This is a genomic window from Orenia sp. (assembly GCF_055140805.1).
On sequence record NZ_JBSQYM010000157.1, the window covers coordinates 1 to 18392 of the forward strand.

Annotated in this window: 13 protein-coding genes; 10 read left to right on the forward strand and 3 right to left on the reverse strand. The window is 34.0% G+C overall.

Annotated elements, in window-relative coordinates:
* Nucleotides 1–183: 183 nt before the first annotated feature.
* Nucleotides 184–888: a class I SAM-dependent methyltransferase gene (locus tag ACTCDL_RS13100; RefSeq protein WP_463177520.1), complete on the reverse strand. Its 705-nt coding sequence runs from the start codon at nt 886–888 to the stop codon at nt 184–186.
* A 251-nt stretch (nt 889–1139) separates the two neighbouring features.
* Between ACTCDL_RS13100 and ACTCDL_RS13105 the strand changes: the two genes are divergently transcribed.
* From ACTCDL_RS13105 to ACTCDL_RS13140, 8 genes are all read left to right on the forward strand, one after another.
* On the forward strand, nt 1140–1724 hold the full coding sequence (locus ACTCDL_RS13105; protein WP_463177523.1) for a TetR/AcrR family transcriptional regulator: 585 nt from the start codon (nt 1140–1142) through the stop codon (nt 1722–1724).
* A gap of 55 nt (nt 1725–1779) precedes the next feature.
* On the forward strand, nt 1780–3069 hold the full coding sequence (locus ACTCDL_RS13110; protein WP_463177527.1) for a TolC family protein: 1290 nt from the start codon (nt 1780–1782) through the stop codon (nt 3067–3069).
* 178 nt (nt 3070–3247) lie between these two features.
* Nucleotides 3248–4522 (forward strand): efflux RND transporter periplasmic adaptor subunit, encoded by a 1275-nt coding sequence (locus ACTCDL_RS13115; RefSeq protein WP_463177531.1) that lies wholly within the window; start codon nt 3248–3250, stop codon nt 4520–4522.
* Nucleotides 4522–7638 (forward strand): efflux RND transporter permease subunit, encoded by a 3117-nt coding sequence (locus tag ACTCDL_RS13120; protein WP_463177534.1) that lies wholly within the window; start codon nt 4522–4524, stop codon nt 7636–7638. Before ACTCDL_RS13115 ends, ACTCDL_RS13120 begins: the two co-directional genes overlap by 1 nt.
* A 558-nt stretch (nt 7639–8196) precedes the next feature.
* On the forward strand, nt 8197–10143 hold the full coding sequence (gene tkt, locus ACTCDL_RS13125) for a transketolase (protein ID WP_463177566.1): 1947 nt from the start codon (nt 8197–8199) through the stop codon (nt 10141–10143).
* 268 nt (nt 10144–10411) lie between these two features.
* On the forward strand, nt 10412–11755 hold the full coding sequence (locus ACTCDL_RS13130; protein WP_463177537.1) for a sensor domain-containing diguanylate cyclase: 1344 nt from the start codon (nt 10412–10414) through the stop codon (nt 11753–11755).
* 297 nt (nt 11756–12052) lie between these two features.
* The gene (locus tag ACTCDL_RS13135) at nt 12053–12301 is read left to right on the forward strand and encodes a hypothetical protein (RefSeq protein WP_463177540.1); all 249 of its coding nucleotides are present in this window, start codon (nt 12053–12055) and stop codon (nt 12299–12301) included.
* The gene (locus ACTCDL_RS13140) at nt 12302–13312 is read left to right on the forward strand and encodes an SPFH domain-containing protein (protein WP_463177544.1); all 1011 of its coding nucleotides are present in this window, start codon (nt 12302–12304) and stop codon (nt 13310–13312) included.
* A 77-nt stretch (nt 13313–13389) separates the two neighbouring features.
* Here the strand turns inward: ACTCDL_RS13140 and ACTCDL_RS13145 are convergent, their stop codons facing one another.
* Both ACTCDL_RS13145 and ACTCDL_RS13150 read right to left on the reverse strand, forming a co-directional pair.
* A complete protein-coding gene (locus tag ACTCDL_RS13145; RefSeq protein WP_463177547.1) occupies nt 13390–14259 on the reverse strand; it encodes a DUF4349 domain-containing protein in 870 nt (289 codons plus the stop codon).
* 389 nt (nt 14260–14648) lie between these two features.
* The gene (locus tag ACTCDL_RS13150) at nt 14649–15776 is read right to left on the reverse strand and encodes an aldo/keto reductase (RefSeq protein ID WP_463177550.1); all 1128 of its coding nucleotides are present in this window, start codon (nt 15774–15776) and stop codon (nt 14649–14651) included.
* A 542-nt stretch (nt 15777–16318) separates the two neighbouring features.
* Between ACTCDL_RS13150 and ACTCDL_RS13155 the strand changes: the two genes are divergently transcribed.
* Together ACTCDL_RS13155 and ACTCDL_RS13160 are read left to right on the forward strand one after the other, a co-directional pair.
* Nucleotides 16319–16909, forward strand: a complete 591-nt coding sequence (locus tag ACTCDL_RS13155) for a hypothetical protein (protein ID WP_463177556.1) — start codon at nt 16319–16321, stop codon at nt 16907–16909.
* 74 nt (nt 16910–16983) lie between these two features.
* Nucleotides 16984–18225 carry an acetylornithine/succinylornithine family transaminase gene (locus ACTCDL_RS13160; protein WP_463177559.1) on the forward strand — a complete coding sequence of 414 codons (1242 nt, stop codon included), beginning with the start codon at nt 16984–16986 and terminating at the stop codon, nt 18223–18225.
* The last annotated feature ends 167 nt before the right edge of the window (nt 18226–18392 follow it).

Below are 18392 nucleotides of genomic sequence, written 5' to 3' on the forward strand. Positions count from 1 at the left end.
CTCCTTTTAGGGTTGTCACCTAAAGGTTCTCTCATTTTTCTATTTTTATAAATGTAAATTTTACTTTAACAAATTATGGACTAAGTTAACGCACATGATTTGAAGTTTAATATGTGATAAATAATTTTTTATTTATCACTAACAAGATTATCAGATATTAGGTTATTGACAATAAGATTGCTGTTACTTAACTGCTACAATAGCTGCAAACTTACTATTTTTATGTAAGATATCAACCTTCTTAAAGCCTACCTTCTCTAGCTCTGAGATAATAAAGGTTACTGTCTCAGGGGTATCTTCTTTTTCTATATAATCAAAAACATGCTGCTGATACTCTTCACCCTTAAATTGAATTAAGTATTCCTTATATCGGTCATTCTGGATATCATCCACTTCAAAAATTTCATGTTTAATTAGATCCCAGTACCAGAAGGTACCACCTTCAACTAAGGAATCATATATTTTGTTGAGGACTTTATTCCATTCAGTTCTATTTCGTAAATGGTGGAGTACTGCAGCGGCAATAACGATATCATAATGTTGCGTACATAGCTTTAGTTCTCTAATATCACCTTGAAGTAGGTGCTCAACTGTACCGCCATTACTTTCAATTCTTTTCTTAGCCCTGTTGAGCATATTCATGCTCAAATCAATTATAGTAGATTCGATAGTGGACAAATTTTCTAAAACTTTAAGAGTAAAGTTACCACCTCCACAACCAATATCACAGATATAGTTGGCCTTAGGATTAGTTTTAGCTATAGTATTTGCAATCATCTCTAAGACTAATGTTGAATCTACCGTTGAGGTTTGTCCTGTCTCTAGATTAGAAAATCTATCTACTTCATTATCAAATCTTGATCTTATTTCATTGACTGTCATTTTCATCTGATTACCTCCAGTTTTTATTTTTTAATTAAATATTTGCTTTATTGCAGGGATTACTTCTAATGATAAATTTATATAAATAATATACTAAATTGTAATATTTTTCAACAAAAACATGAAATTTAAAAATATCTCAATTTTCATAAACTTTATTTTGACAATTTATCTGACCCCTGTTATAATTAAATTGACTGAAAGGTCAATTTTTTATTACACCCGTTTGACTGGATGGTCAGTTAAGAAAAGGAGGGTTGAAAATAGCTAATATATCGAAAAAAGATAGGATAATTAATGCTGCGTTGAAGCTGTTTTCTAATAATGGTTATCATAAAACAACAGTTAGTCAGATAGCCAAAGAGGCTAAGGTTGCTAAAGGAACTGTTTATTGGTATTTCGATAGTAAGAAGCAGTTATTTCAGGCGATTATATTGACAGGGGTAGAAAGATTGACAAGCCAAATTGAGAGTAGAGTTAAAGAAAAGGATGATGTAATTGACAAATTAAAATCAATAGTGATGATATACTTAGAATTTATTAACAAAGCTAGGCAGCACTTCAAGGTGTTTCAAGAAGGAATGATAGCTGTAATAGATAATGATTTTAAAGATAGGATGATGGCTTTTAGAAGTGAACAAGCCGAATTTATTGCGGCTATCATTGAACAAGGAAAGAACGAAAATAAAGTTCGCTTAGATGTTGATAATAAGGATATGGCTTATTTATTATTATCAATGGTTACTAGTTTTAATGATTATTTGCATGGCAATAATGACTTTAATATTATTTCCAAAGGAGATATTATAATTGACATCTTCCTACAGGGGGTAGCTAGATAGTCATAAAAATTTTTATAGTTAATTGACTAAGCAGTCAATTAATAGGAGGGGTCTTATGAAGAGTAAAATATATATTATTACAATTATCTGTCTACTGCTTAGTGCTGTAACTGTGTATGCTGCTGAGTCTGATCAGAAGATGGTCTTAAGTAAGGAAGATGTAATCGAATTAGCCTTTAAAAATAATCATGACATAATTAAGTTAGAAAAGGATTTGGAGATTGCTGAAGAGGGCTTAAAGGGGGTAAAAGCAAACTTTTATCCTAAAATCAGTTTAAATACTATCTATACTATAAATTCAGAGCAACAGTTATCAACAATGTCTAAGGATAGTTATACTTTTGATTTAGGCTTACAACAACCTCTATTTATGGGAGGACAGATTATAGCTGGTTATGAGCAAGTAAAGAAGAATTTTGAAATGAATAAATTACAGTTAGAGGATAAGAAGCAAGAGATCAGAAATCAAGTTCTTAATCAATATTATCAAATTTTGCAAAGTAAGAAGATGCTTGAGGTAAACCAACAGAACATAAGTACAATAGAACGATATCTTGAAATTGCTCAAATCAAAAAAGAAGTCGGTATCATGACTAATACCGATGTATTAAGAGCTCAAATAGACTTAAATAAAGGAAAACAGAGCTTATTGCAGATTAAAAATAGTCTTAAGTTAAGTAAATTACGCTTAAAGAATGATTTGGGAATAAGAAAGGATATTAAGTTAATCTTAGATGATGAGTTAACTTGGCAGGAGGTTAACCTAACAGAAGCTGAGGTAAGAGAGTATGCTTTTGCAAATAGATTGGATTTACAGATATTAGATTTAAGAGAAGATGTCTTAGAGTTAGAGATAGATAAAGCCAAAGGGACTAGATACCCTACTCTTAATCTATCAAGTAATTACTCTACTATGGGTGATAGCTTAAAATTTGATGATGGTAACTTTAAGGTCAGCTTGATGTTAAGTTATGACATTTTTGATGGAGGTGCCAAAGATTCAAAGGTAGAGCAAGCTAAGAAGGAGCTAGAGAAGTTTAATATTACAGAAGAACAGACAGTAAATAATATCGGATTGGCTATTCAAGAGAGCCTGCTAAAAGTATCTGAAACTAGAGAGTATATTGAGTTAGCAGAGTTGAGTTTGACCCAAGCTAAAGAAAATCTACGACAGAATGAGATACAGTATCAAGAAGGACTGCTAAGTAGTTTTTATGTCTTAGAAGCACAGAGCACCTTTAAACAGGCTCAGACTGAATATTATAAGGCGGTTTATAATTATAATCTAGCTGTAGCCAATTTAGAGAGAGTAATGGGGGAAAGTGCAGTAATTAGTGAAGAGTGAGGAGTGAAAGGATTAAAGTGAAATTTAATGGGGAGATTGCGACACTTTTAAAATTAGCGTGAGTGGGTGTGTGAGTGTGAGTAAACCCTAATAAAAAGAAGTTTTACACACACTCACACTCATAGCTCACACTCTAAATTACATTCTAGAGCCACGTATCTAGACAGGGGGTATAATAATGACAAATAGACTGATTAAGTATAGAAATTCAATTAAAGTAATTTTATTATTGGGGATATTGAGTATTTTGTTATTGGGATGTTCTAGCAAAGAGGAGGCAGCTTCTACAGGTGAAAGCAATATTCCAGAGAAGATAGTTCCTGTGGAAGTTATGTCAGCAAAGTTAGGTCAAGTAAGTAACTATGTAGCTGTAACTGGTGAGACAGCAGCGATTAAAACTGCCCAAGTAACACCACAAGCTCAAGGAGAGGTAGAGGTTGTCTATGTAGAGGTAGGAGATAGAGTTAAAAAAGGTGCTAAATTACTACAATTAGACCAAGATACTGCTTTGATTCAGCTAAAACAAGCAGAAGCTGGTGTTAAAGCAGCTCAAGCCAATTTGACAAAGTTATTAAAGGGTGCTAAAGAAGAAGAAATTGACAGCTTAGAAGCACAGTTAAAGCAAGCTAAAAGTACTTATGAACAGGCTAAAAATGCTTATGATAGACAGCAGAAATTATTTGAAGAGAGTATCATCTCTAAACAGACTTTAGAACAGGCTGAAGGTCAATATATTGCATCTGAAAGTGGCTATAAATCTGCCCAATTAACCCTAAAGTTAGCTAAAGAAGGGGCTACTGCAGAGGAGATTAATGCCTTAGAAGCTCAACTTGCCCAAGCTAAAGCAGGATTAGAGTCTGCTAAATTGGTATTAAGTAAGACAACAGTGCTTGCCCCAATCGATGGAATAATTTCTAGAGTAGATGTTAGTGAAGGTGAAGTTGTAGGGATGCAAGCAGTAGTAGGAATTACTAACATTGATAGAATTAAAGTGATGACTTATGTAAGCCAATCAATTGTCAATAAGCTAAGAGAAGATCAAGAAGTACAAGTTAAATTAGATGCTATCAATAGAAGCTTTATTGGTCAAATCAAGAGTATCAGTCCAGTAGCTGATAAGCAGAAAAAAAGCTTCCCTGTCGAGATTATTATTGATAATTCAGATAACCTTATAAAAGATGGTATGTATGCTGAAGTCATCTTAGATACTGATAGTGCAGCAGAAGAGGTTGTAATCTCCGAGGGAGATATTCTAGATGATGACAATGGAGATTATGTTTATATAGTAGAAGATGCTAAGGTTGTGAGAAGGAATATTAAAGTAGGATTAACAAATGGTAAAGAAGCTGTGATTTTAAGTGGACTAAAGGTTGGAGATCAAATTATTACTAGTGGTCAAGACCAAGTAAATGAAGGTACTAATGTAGAGGTAATTAATCGGGGTGATAAATAATGAAGATTTCTGATATTTCAGTTGATAGACCAGTTGCTATTACTATGGTAGTGATGCTGATACTGTTAATTGGTGCAGTATCTTTGACAAAGCTACCAATTGATTTAATGCCTGAGTTAGACTTACCTTATGCAGTAGTAAGTACTAGTTATAGTGGTGCTGGTCCAGAAGAGATAGAAAAGAGTGTCACTAGACCAGTAGAGGAAGCTGTAGCTACTGTTGATGGTATTAAAAATGTAATGTCTATAAGTAATTCTGGTAGTTCGATGGTTATTTTAGAGTTTGATTGGGGTTCTGATTTAGATTTTGTTACTTTAGATTTAAGAGAGAAGTTATCTTTAATTGAGGATTATCTCCCTGATACTGCCGATAAGCCAATGGTTTTAAAATTTAATCCTAATCAGATGCCTATAATGGAGATTGGATTATCAGGTGATAATAATTTAGACAATCTAAAAAGTATAGCTGAGGATCTATTTAAACCGAATTTAGAGAAGATTCCAGGAGTTGCTTCAGTTGATATAACTGGCGGGTTAGAAAGAGAGATTCAAATTAATGTAAATCAAGAAAAATTAATAGCCTATGGTTTAACCTTAGATAGTATTGCCTCTGGTGTTAGACAATCGAATCTAGATATGTCTGGTGGTACAATTAATAAAGGAAATAAAGAGCTAATACTAAAGACTGTAGGAGAGTTTGAAAGTGTAGATGAAATTAAGAGTTTAGAGATAATGACCTCTCAGGGTCAAAAGATAGCTTTAGCAGATATAGCTACTATAGAGGATACCTATAAAGATGTAGAGTCATACACTTATCTAAATGGAGAGAAGAGTATTGGCTTATCTATACAAAAGCAGAGTGGTACAAATACAGTAAAGGTTGCTAATGCTGTTAAGGCAGAGCTTGCTAAATTGACAGAGCAGTCTGCTGGTGTCCATTCAGAGATTATAATGAATCAAGCTGAATTTATTGAAGATTCTATTGCCAATGTACAGAGAAATGCTATAGCTGGAGCTGTATTGGCAGTTATCATCTTACTAATTTTTCTTAAGGATATTAGAAGTACAATCATTATCGGTACTGCTATTCCAATCTCTATTATTGCAGCCTTTGTACTGATGTATTTTGCAGATTTGAGTTTGAATATGATGACCTTGGGTGGAATAGCTTTAGGGGTAGGTATGTTAGTGGATAATGCAATTGTAGTATTAGAGAATATCTATCGCCATCGTCAAGAGAGTGAAGGGATAATTGAAGCAGCTAAAAAAGGAACAGCAGAGGTAGGTTCTGCTATCTTGGCATCTACTTTGACTACTGCTGCAGTATTCTTGCCAATCGCTTTTGTGCAAGGTTTAGCTTCTGAATTATTTGGTCCTTTGGCTTTAACAGTGACCTTCTCATTGGTTGCTTCATTATTGGTAGCCTTGACTTTGATTCCAATGTTATCTTCTAAGTTGCTTAAGGTTAAGGATAAAGACAAGTTTACAAGCAGAGAACAAGAGTTCCAATTTGGGGCAATCACTAGATGGTATCAAGGAATTTTAAGATGGTGTATCCATCATAAGTATATAGTGATTACTTTAATGATAGTTGGATTAATCTTATTTGGATTAGGAATTAAGACTAAAATAATTCCATTAAGATCAGAGTTTATGCCAGCTACAGACCAAGGTGCTTTTACAGTAAGTGTTAACCTTGCTGAAGGTACTAATTTAACAGAGACAAATAAAGTAATGAAACAAGTAGAAAATAAACTCTATGATATTCAAGAGATAGATGTTGTTTATACTTCTGTTGGAGGAAGTGGAGGATTTGGAGGTGCTAGCACAAATACTGGTAGTATCTCAGTGGAATTAGTAGATTTAAAGCAAAGAGATAGAAGTACCGATGAGGTAGTAGAAGTGGTAAGAGAGAAGGTTAAGAATATTGCTGGTGCAAATATCTGGGTTATGCCCCAAACCTCTATGATGGGAGGCGGTGGCGGACAATCTTCTGCCATAGAAATTGTGATTCAAGGCTCAGCTTTAGATCAGCTATCGGAAATAGCTAATCAAATCTTAGTAGAGGTACAAGAGGTAGAAGGAAGCAGAAATGCCGATATTAGCCTTGAAGAGAGTAAGCCAGAGGTACAGGTTGTTGTCAAAAGAAAGATAGCTAAAGAGCTAGGCTTTAGTGAAGCTCAAATTGCCTCTACAGTAAGTAATGCAGTCAAGGGGCAGACGATCAGTCAATATAAAGAGGCTGGAGAAGAGTATGATATTACTCTAAAATTAAATGATAGTGAGACTGACTCTATCAATAGATTAAAGGATCTAAAATTAACCTCTATGAAAGGGATTATAGTGCCATTGTCCCAAGTTGCAGAGATAAAGATGGCTAAAGGTCCAAATACTATTGAACGTGAAAATCAACAGAGAAAGGTAACAGTCTCTACAGATTTGTATGGCAGAAGCTTAAGTGAAGTGCTAAATGATATTAAAGCTAGAGTTGCTCAGCTTAATATCCCTGCTGGCTATACAGTCGATTACACTGGAGAGGCTGAACAGATGCAAGAGACCTTTGGTGATTTAGGATTGGCCTTAGTACTAGCGGTTATCTTAGTCTATATGGTCATGGCAGCACAGTTTGAATCTTTGATTCATCCCTTTACTATTATGTTTACAATGCCCTTAGCCTTAGTAGGGGCAATTCTAGGATTAGCCTTGACTGGACTACCCTTAAGTGTACCAGGATTTATTGGGATGATCATGCTAGCAGGTATTGTTGTTAATAATGCGATTGTGATGATTGACTATATCAATACTCGTCGTGAATTTGAAGATAGAGAGACGGCTATTTTAAATGCAGGACCGATCAGATTAAGACCGATTATGATGACTACTTTGACAACTGTCTTAGGACTATTACCTTTAGGTTTAGGAATCGGTGAAGGTGCAGAGTCTCAACAACCAATGGCAGTAGTCGTTATTGCTGGATTGTTATTCTCTACAGTCTTGACCTTGTTGATTATTCCAGCTATCTATACCATCTTTGATGATCTAACTAGTTGGGTCAAAGAGATAGTAAGGGGATTGTTGCATGGCGAAGAAAATAATGAACAGATAATAGAGAGGTGATATATAAAGGGCTTCTGTAGAAGCCCTTTATATATTTATCTAGATAAATTTATTTTTAAGAGGGATTAAAGCATCAATCTAGAATAATTTCATAGGAAAGGCTAATAGCAGATAAGGATAAATTATTAAATTAATTACATAATAATCCTTTAAATAACAAGAGATATGGTTTTTGTTTCTAATTATTACACAATAGTTAATATTTATCTTGACTTGTTAGTGGCTTTTGATACAATATATACCTGAGAAGAGTAGCAAAAATAGAAGTTCTTATTTGAATAAATATACATAGATCTATTAAGTTTAAGTAAGTTAAGTGATTAGATTCTTTTTAAAAAGATAAAAAAGTTTTATTAAATCTTTTAATTTGGTAAGACTATATGATGAAAGGTAAGTTATAATAGCTTATTATCAAGTTGTTATTTGCTATTGTTCACTTATATAAAAGATGGACAAGCTATATAGAAACCGATAAAGATTTCATATTAACAGTTATAGTAATACAACAAGCTCAAATGATTTTTTGCAACGAATCTCACGAATTGACGCGAATTAAAAATTAGAGGTTTATCAGCAGATGGTGTGCAAGCAGCTAATTCTGGTCATCCAGGTTTACCACTAGGATGTGCTGATATTGGTGCAGTACTTTATGGAGAGGTGATGAAGTACGATCCTAAGGCTCCTAAGTGGGCTGATCGTGATCGCTTTGTCTTATCAGCTGGTCATGGTTCTATGTTAGTTTATTCTTTACTACATCTATCAGGATATGATGTGACTTTAGATGATTTAAGAGACTTTAGACAATTAGACTCTAAAACCCCAGGTCACCCTGAATATGGTCATACCTCAGGTGTAGAGACTACTACTGGTCCTTTAGGACAAGGCTTTGCCAATGCTGTAGGAATGGCAATTGCTGAGAGAATGATGGCAGAAAGATATAATACTCAAGAGAATACAATTGTTGATCACTATACATATACATTAACTGGTGATGGAGGTATGATGGAAGGTATTGTTTATGAAGCTGCCTCTTTAGCTGGGCATTTGGGATTGGGCAAACTAATCGCTATTTATGATGATAATGATATCTCAATTGGAGGAAGTACTGATATTACCTTTACAGAGGATGTGCCTGCTCGCTATAGAGCTCAAGGATGGCATGTTGTTGACGGAGTAGATGGACATGATTTTGATTCTATTAAAGCTGCTATTGAAGAAGGTAAGAAGGTAACTGATAAGCCCACTTTAATTGTTGCTAAGACTGCTATCGGTTATGGTGCTCCAACTATGGAAGGTTTAAGTGCTGCCCATGGATCTCCTTTAGGAGACGAAGAGATTAGAGGGATGAAAGAGAAGCTTGGCTTGCCAACTGATGAGAAGTTTTATGTATCTGATGAAGTTAAAGAATTCTTTGCTCAAAAAAGAGTAGAGCTTCAAAAAGAGAGAGAAGCTTGGGAAGAGAAGTTCAATCAATGGGCTAAAGCAAATCCAGAATTGAAGAAATCTTGGGACCAATCTCATAATTTAGGGCTTCCTGCCAACTTTAGAGAGACCATTGAAGCTTTAGAGATAGATGCTCCAGTTGCAAGTAGAGCTTCTTCTGGCAAAACTTTAAGTAAAATTGTTGATGAAATAGAGTATTTTGTTGGTGGTTCTGCTGACTTAGCTCCATCCAACAAGACTTATCAAGATAAATATGGTGAGATTCAAAAAGGTGAATTTGCTGGTCGTAACTTCCGCTTTGGTGTCAGAGAGCATGCAATGGCAGCTATTGCTAATGGGATTGTCTTACATGGTGGTTTAAGACCATATGTAGCTACCTTCTTAGTCTTTTCTGATTATATGAGAAATGCTATTAGAATGTCTGCATTGATGAAGCAACCAGTGGTTTATGTCTTGACTCATGACTCTATTTATGTAGGTGAAGATGGACCTACCCATCAACCGATTGAACATACAGAGTCATTGAGATTGATTCCTAATTTAACGGTACTTAGACCTGCTGATGAAGAAGAGACTAAAGCTGCTTGGGTTCAAGCTATGGAGCGAACTGATGGACCGACAGTTTTAATCTTAACTCGTCAAAATCTTCCTCATATTGAGAAGGATAATCCTACTGATATCTACAAAGGTGGTTATGTAGTTAAAGGTTCTCAAGATGCTGATGTAGTCTTAATTGCTAGTGGTAGTGAGGTCTCTTTAGCAGTAGAAACAGCCCAATTGTTAGAAGAAGAAGGTAAGAGTGTTAGAATAGTTTCTGTACCTGAAAGAAGATTATTTACTGAGCAAGGTCAAGAGTATGTTAATCAAGTCTTAGGTTCTAAAGACTCTTTAAGAGTGGCAATGGAGATTGGTGTAGGTCAAGGTTGGTATCAATTTTTAAGAGAAAGTGACCATTTAGTAAGTATCGACACCTTTGGAGCTAGTGGTCCAGGTGAAGAGGTTGCTGACCAGTTTGGATTTACTGCTAAGAAGGTTGCAACAGAGATTATGAATAAGTTATAAATTTATATTCTTTAGAGTCAGCTTATGTAGCTGGCTCTCTTTCTTTATTTAGATATTTCAAAATTATATTGATCAATTTTAATTAGAAAGATAGTAGCAAAAATTAGTTAAATAGACTAATTAGATACTAAAAAGCACATTGTTTTATTAAATTTAAGAAGGGATATTAGCAATTATCTAGAATTATAATAGTAGTATAAATTTAATTGTAATGTATAAAAAATACATTTTAACTTTTGGTTATTACCACATATTTAAGGAGGTAATTATGTCTATTTTAAATAAATTATTAGAAAGATTGAGAAGTAATCACTATAATGTGGATAGTGCATTTAACACCCTCCTAGTGATAATGGTAGTAGCTACTACTTTCATTATCATATTAATTGGTATTTCTTCATATCATGTTTTCAAAGATAATCTATTAGATGTTTCAACAAGGCAGCTTCATATAATTGCCCGTGAAACTGCAAGTAATATCTATGATTCAATGGTAGAGACCTTTGAATCCTCTACTGGAAAGAATACTGATTATGACCATAATCGTATGCTGTTATATAACTTAAATAAGTTTCGTAAGATAATTAGTAGTGCTGATAAGGAGGTTTTAACTCCCTTAAATTTTAGAGGGGAGATATATTTATTAGATGATAAGGGGCAGGTTATACTCCATAGCAATCCAAGTCAAGAGGATAAAGATTATTCTAAGCGTGATAATTTTAAAGATATTATGGCTGATAAAAGAAGTAGGACTATATATATTAATAATACTGAAGATGATAAGAAAGAAGCTGAAAGTAGTGCAGAGAATAATTTGCAAAATTCACAGAATGGAAATGCTATTTTAGCTAAAGTATCTACAAGTGGTTATGGAGATTATAAGAGAGATGGCAAGGAATATATCTTTAGCTATGGTAAGATTGCTTCATCAAATTTAATTGTTGTTGTAGAAGCAGAGCAAGGGATTATTTATGCTGGAGCTAGAAAGATTGGTTTGGTTGTATTTGTACTTGGGGCGATAGCAATTTTGATTATTACTGGAGTAGCTTTTATTGTTTCTAAAAAATATGCTCAACAGCAAGAAGAACTGCAAAGGTTTGCAAGTCTTGATTCTTTAACTGGAGTGTTGAATCGAAGAACAGGGCTAAGTCTATTAGAAAGCAAATTAAATGTAATTAAAAATCGTGAAGGTAAGTTAACTATCTGCTTTGTAGATATAGATGGTTTAAAGGTTGTAAATGATAAATTTGGTCATAATGAAGGGGATAATCTGATTTATACTGTTACTAATATCTTTAAAGAGGCTGTTAGAGATAATGATATTATCTGTAGAATGGGTGGCGATGAGTTTTTATTGGTCTTTTTAGAATGTGATATTCAAAGAGCGGATATAGTTTGGAATCGTATCCAGGAAAAATTCGAACAAGTCAACAATACTGAAAGTAGAGAGTATACAATTTCAGCTAGTCATGGTTTTGTAGAGTATGATGGTTCAGATTCCATATCTTTAAATGAGTTGATAGAGATTGCTGATGATAGAATGTATGAAGAAAAGAGGTCTCATAAAAAAGAACGTTGTGTAAATCAGATGAGTATGGGAACGATTTTATAGAATGATTATTAGAATTAGGGCGGAGATTATTCGCTCTAATTTAATATTTATAAGATTGTTATAGTCATCCAACTTTAAAATAGAATTTAAATATGACGTTATATAAAGATAATGCGACACTTTCGTGTCGGTGTGAGTGAGTAGTTTGAGTGTGTGTGAAGTGCCGTTCTATTGAATTTCACTCACACTCCCACACCAACTTACACTTATAAAATTTATATCTGAAGATAATTTGATATAATTATCTTGCTATTATATAAGTTAGGGCTTATATTAATAATCTAAAAGGGGGATAAGATGAGGTTGTTTAGAATAGCTTTAAGTATAGTTATAGTGACTACTTATTTTGAACTTGATAATATTATTAACCTGTTGCTTAGTAATAGGATGGCAATGTACCAGATGAATAGTACTGATACAGGTTATGTAGCTTATCAACTTTATAATAACTTACATGGGTATTTTATGATTATACCTTTTATTTTGGTTGTACTATTAATGTTTCCAGAGATTAAGTCATTACTTAAGAAGATAGGAGGATATTAGATGAGAAAGAAAGTTAAACTGCTTTTATTATCGTCATTATTGTTATTATTAGTAGGATGTGTTCGTCCCTATAAGACACCTCATATTGAGACTATTGAACCCCATCAAACAGCTTTTTTGATTCCTTTAGTAGGCAATAACAAAGTTAATCAGCAAGAGTTTATGTCTGAAAGTTATTTAGAGGAACGTAAAGTCCCAACTAAAGAGATAGAGATTCCTCAAAGGTGGCTACAGACAGGGCGCTTTAATAACCAAGGTCAATGGAGAGATTCGGCTAGATTAATTTTAGTCGATAGGTCACCAGTTACCCGTGAATGGACTCAAAGTCCAAATACAGGAACTTCTAGTAAGAATGAAGGAATTATAGCAGAGAGCAAGGAGAGTATCTCCTTTATGGTAGGGGTAAATGCTTCAGCCCAAATAGATGAACAGGATGCTGCTAAATTCTTATATCGTTATAATAATAAGGATTTAAGTTATATCATGGATACAGAGATTAGAGCGATGGTGGAGAGTGCCTTTGTGGCTAATTCTGGAAAGATGACCATGTCTGAAATCATTGAAAAGAAGGCAGAGATTATTAATAAGGTTAGAGCAGAGGTAATTCCATATTTTGAAGAGCGGGGAATTACTATTACTGTCTTAGGATTAAAGGGTGATATTGAATATCTAAACTCTGAAATTCAAAAAGCTATCGATAAGAAGTTTAAAGAAGAGAAGGCTTTAGAGGCTCAAAGAATTGCTAATCAACGTTTAATTGAAGAATCAGAAGCTAAGGCAAAGGCAGAACTTAAAGCTCAACAGATAATCAATCAAAAGGAGATTGAGGCTGCAGAAGCTAAGGCTAAAGCTGCTAAGCTAATGTCTGAAAGTTTAGAGTTCCAAATCAAGTTACAAGAGCTTGAAAATCAGAAAATCTTTGTAGAGAATTGGGATGGTCAATTACCACAGATTATGGGCGGAGAAAGTGGTCTATTATTAGATTTGCCTATAAATGACTTAGGTAAGTGATAATGACAATGATTAGTAACCGGTGAATAGTAAATAATTAATAAAAAATGAGACTCAATATTGAGTCTCATTTTTTATTAGTTTCTTTTCTTTTTAATAATTCTATAAAGTAGATATCCCAAAATAGCAACTAGAATCAACCATGGAATCAATGCTCCAATTAAGACAATAATCAGATTGATACTTTTAACAAAGTTTCTTAAGGCTTCTCTAAAGCTCTTTAGAAAACCTAAGTTAGAGCTATTATTAATAATTGCTTCCGGCTCACTGATATTAACTCTAATAGTAGCTAGGCTAACTTGATTATCATAGTATTTAATTGTTCCTTCAAGTTGTTCTATATTAGTTCTAACACGGTTTAATTCTCTCTCTACCTCTAAAATATCTTTAACATCTTTTGCTTTATCTAATAGTTCTAAATAGCGTTTCTCTTGGGCTTTAAAGTTATTCAATCTTGCTTGAATATCAATATACTCTTTAGTTATGTCCCTACCACTGAGCTCTTCTTCTAATACCTTACCCAATTGTGATAGCTCTGCAAGGGTAACTCCGAACTCTTCTGCAGGAACCCTTAAGGTAAAGTTATAGAATTTGCGATTGTTATATCCAGTCCATTTGCGTGAGTTAGCAATAAATCCTTGATGCTTTTTAAGAATATCTTTAACCTTGTCAGAGATATTTGATAAATCTTTTAGCTCTAAGTTTAAACTGGCATTTCTGATTATCTTTCGCTCTACAGTAGGAGTTTCAACATTATCACTTTTAACCATTTTAGACTCTTTCATTACTTTACCTTGATCATAGGATGAGCTTCTTGGTTGGACTGCTGAATTTACAGCCATCTCTTTACTCTGATATGATGCTCCACATGAAGTGGTGATTAACATAATAACTATCATAAGTAATAATGTACGGAATTTTGTTTTAATAAGACCACGTCCTTTCATAATTAGTTGATAAAATTATATAGATGTCCAACTTTAAAGTGGACCTTAATGGGGAGATTGCGATACTTTTAAAATTAGCGTGAGTGGGTGTGTGAGTGTGAGTAAACCCCAATAAAAAGAAGTTTTACACACTCACACTCATAGCTCACACTCGACACGAAAGTGTCACACTATCTCTATATAATCTTATATTCAAATTTGATTCTAAAATTGGATGATTATATTGCCTACCTATAAATATCATACTAAAAAATATTGCAAATAACAATCCTTTAACCATTGATAATTATGTCAAATCTTGATAAAAGAGACTTTAGAGGCAGTAACTAGTTATGAGTAAGCAGTAACGAGAACAGGTCTCAAGCAGAATCTGCAGCCACTTGTTTAGATTATCCATTAAAATAATTAGCTACATCCTTCAATGAATCAATGATCTCAATATCCTGTGGGCATAACTTCTCACAGGCACCACACTTGATACAGGCACTGGCCTTCTCTTTATCTCCCATCTCATTATATTTTTGATTGTTCTCTGTAAATTGCTGATAAAGACCAGCCCGATTATATAATTTGAAGTTACGAGGAATATTTACTCCTACAGGACAAGGGATACAGTATTCACAGCCAGTACAGCCAACAGGTGATAGCTCTTGGTATTTATCCTGTACTTTTTTTATTACTGCTAGTTCTTTCTGACTTAAAGAATTGATTCCAGAGTTGGCAGCACTTTCTACATTCTCTTTAACCTGCTTTAAATTGCTCATCCCACTTAATATAAAGGCTACCTCTTTTTGATTCCATAGCCACTGTAAAGCCCAATCTACATAAGTTCTATTATTATCAGACTCAGCAAAGATCGATTTGATAGATTCGGGAGGGGTTACAGCTAGATTACCACCGCGCAAGGGTTCCATAACAATTACGGCTACTTCTTTATCGTGGGCATATTTTAAGCCTTTTTGACCAGCTTGAAAATCTACATCTAAGTAATTATATTGTATCTGGCAGAAGTCCCAATCATAATCATCTATAATCTCTTCAAAGACTTTATAGTCATCATGGAAGGAGAAACCAATATGTTTAATCTTTCCTTCTGCTAATATTTTTTCAATCCAAGAGAAGACATCAAGCTTCTTAAAGTTAGTCCAACGTTCTTGGTTAAGGGCATGTAATAGATAGAAATCTATGTACTCAGTCTCTAACTTTTCTAACTGTTTATTTAGGTAATAGTCCATATCCTCCTCTTTTTCAATCAGCCAAGAAGGTAGTTTAGTAGCCAGTTTTACTCGATTACGATAACCATCCTTTAATGCTTTAGCCACTAATAGCTCACTCTCTTCATTGTGGTAGGGCCAAGCTGTATCGATATAATTTACACCATGATCTACTGCATATCTAATCATTTCAATAGATTCTTCTTTAGCTATCTGACCATCAGCAGTAGTTGGAAATCTCATTGCCCCAAAGCCTAAAGCTGAAGCCTTCCAATCTAAATTAGCAACTTGTCTATATTCCATAAATTCCACCCCTTTAGTTTGATTTTACTAATTTAATTATAACATATGTAAATTTTCTTTAACAAATTTAATATTTTGCTTAGAATGGCTTTATGCTCTGATTTTTTATCTGGTTGGGTATATTGCTTTCTTTTGTAATTATTACTGAAGATGATAGATATAAATTTGAATAAATAGTTTTAATAATAAAGTTAGAAAGTGCAAAGAATATTTGTGATAATTTAAATGGTATATAGAAACCGATAAAGATTTCATATTAACAGTTATAGTAATAGTAACAAGCTCAAATAATTTTTTGCAACGAATCTCACGAATTGACGCGAATTAAAATTAAGAGCTTTTAAATCTTTAATTTAATCTATTAATATCCTAATTCGTGTGATTCGCATTAATTCGCCCCCTAAGAGTACTTCTTCGGATAAATTACCTCAGGGCGTTGCTAAATTAATTTAAATTATTTTTCATGTTCTATATAGTTATGATTGTTTAATTGATTTATCTAGATATTAAATATATTAAGAACTTTTAATGGGAGGATGATTATGAAAATTATAAATAAGTACTTATTTGGAACAGTTATATTATTTATGACATTAGCATTAGTAGCCTGCACAGGTGGGCAAGGATTAAAAGAAGGAAGTGATGGGAAAGAAGAGATTACTGATGATTTTGAGCAAAATCAAGTAGGTTTAGGCCTAGAAGAAGCTGATTCTAGGCTATTAGCTTATCAATTAGAGTTACAGATGCGCTCATCGTTTAAAAGTGCATATCAGAGTTGGTTAAATTTAAGTAGAATAGTAGAGGATGATAATAATATAGAACAGATAAGCTCTGTTTTACATGCAACTCTTGCAAGCTTTGTTGTAGAAAGTCAAATAGAGAAAGAACTACAGAAGTTAAAAGATATTAACAAAGGGGGAGAGGGTGAGGTTAGCTTTCCTACTCATGAAGTAGTTAAAAATATAGAAGTAAAGGAGAACAATAGTGATGAAGTAGAGGTTATGATAACGGCTACTAGATATTATCCAGCATCAGAGTGGGCTGGAGAAAAATATAACAAAGAGTTTAATTATGTAGTAACTCTATTAAGTGAGAATAATACTTGGATGATTAAAAAAGTAGATTATAAATGAAATTTAATTCTCTAAATGTATAAAATTTAAAATTTAATCCCATAATAGATAAGAATGGAAAAGGAGGAATCTCTATGAATGAAATTGTTACTGAAACTATTGTTGATTATGAGAATCATGTCAATTTAGGGATGGCAAGATTATTTAAAATTATGGGGCTAGATACTTTGGAGTGGAAGGCATCAGGAACGATGATCGAAGATATAGAGGGTAATAAATATATTGATTGTTTAGGGGGGTATGGAACCTTTGCTCTAGGTCACAGACCAGCAGAGGTAATAGAGGCGGTAAAGGAGCAGTTGGATTTGATGCCCCTATCTTCAAAGGTCTTATTCAATCAGTCTCTAGGTCAACTATCTAGAAAATTAGCAGAGATAACACCGGGAAGGTTACAGTATTCCTTTGTCTGCAATAGTGGAACTGAAGCAGTGGAGGGGGCATTGAAGCTAGCTAGAATGGCTACTGGTAAGAACAGAATCATAGCAGCAGTCAACTCCTTTCATGGTAAGTCGTTGGGTTCTTTAAGTGTAACTGGAAGGGATATCTTTAGAAATCCCTTTAAACCCTTATTACCTGAGATAGAACATGTTATCTTTGGTGATTTAGAAGATTTAGCTAAGAGCATCAATCATGAGACAGCAGCAGTAATTTTAGAGCCGATACAAGGAGAAGGTGGGATTATTCTACCTTCAGAAAATTATTTAGCAGGAGTTAGAGAGCTTTGTGATAACTACGGTGCTTTACTTATCTTAGATGAGATTCAAACAGGGATAGGCAGGACTGGCAAGATGTTTGCTTGTGAGCACTATAATATAGTGCCAGATATATTGACAACTGCTAAAGCTTTAGGTGGAGGAGTAATGCCTGTTGGGGCCTTCATAGCTACTCCAGAGGTTTGGGAGGTATTCAATACGGCACCCTTCATACATACATCTACCTTTGGCGGCAATCCCTTAGCCTGTCGTGCTGCGATTGCTACTCTAAATACACTAGAAGAGAAAGGATTGATACAGAAAGCTGCAGAATCTGGGGAGTATCTGTTGAATCGTCTCACAGACCTTGCTAAGAATTATCCTGATATTATCAATGATGTTAGAGGTAAAGGATTGATGGTAGGGATTGAATTTGAACATGAGAGCTATGGAGGATTATTGATAAGTGAATTATTTGAAGCAGGGATTGTAGTAGCGTATACTCTCAACCAGCAGAAGGTAATTAGGTTAGAGCCACCATTGATTATCAGTCAGGAAGAGATAGATCAAGTCGTTGATGCTTTAAAGAATGCATTAACTAAGGTAGTAGAATTAGCCAGCTGATAAAGCAGTGATGAGTAACGAGCGAAGAGTAATATATTATTTTGGTAGTGTAGGAATTGAGATAATAGAGAGATAGTGCGACACTTTGTGTCGAGTGTGAGCTATGAGTGTGAGTGTGTGTAAAACTTCTTTTTATTGGGGTTTACTCACACTCACACACCCACTCA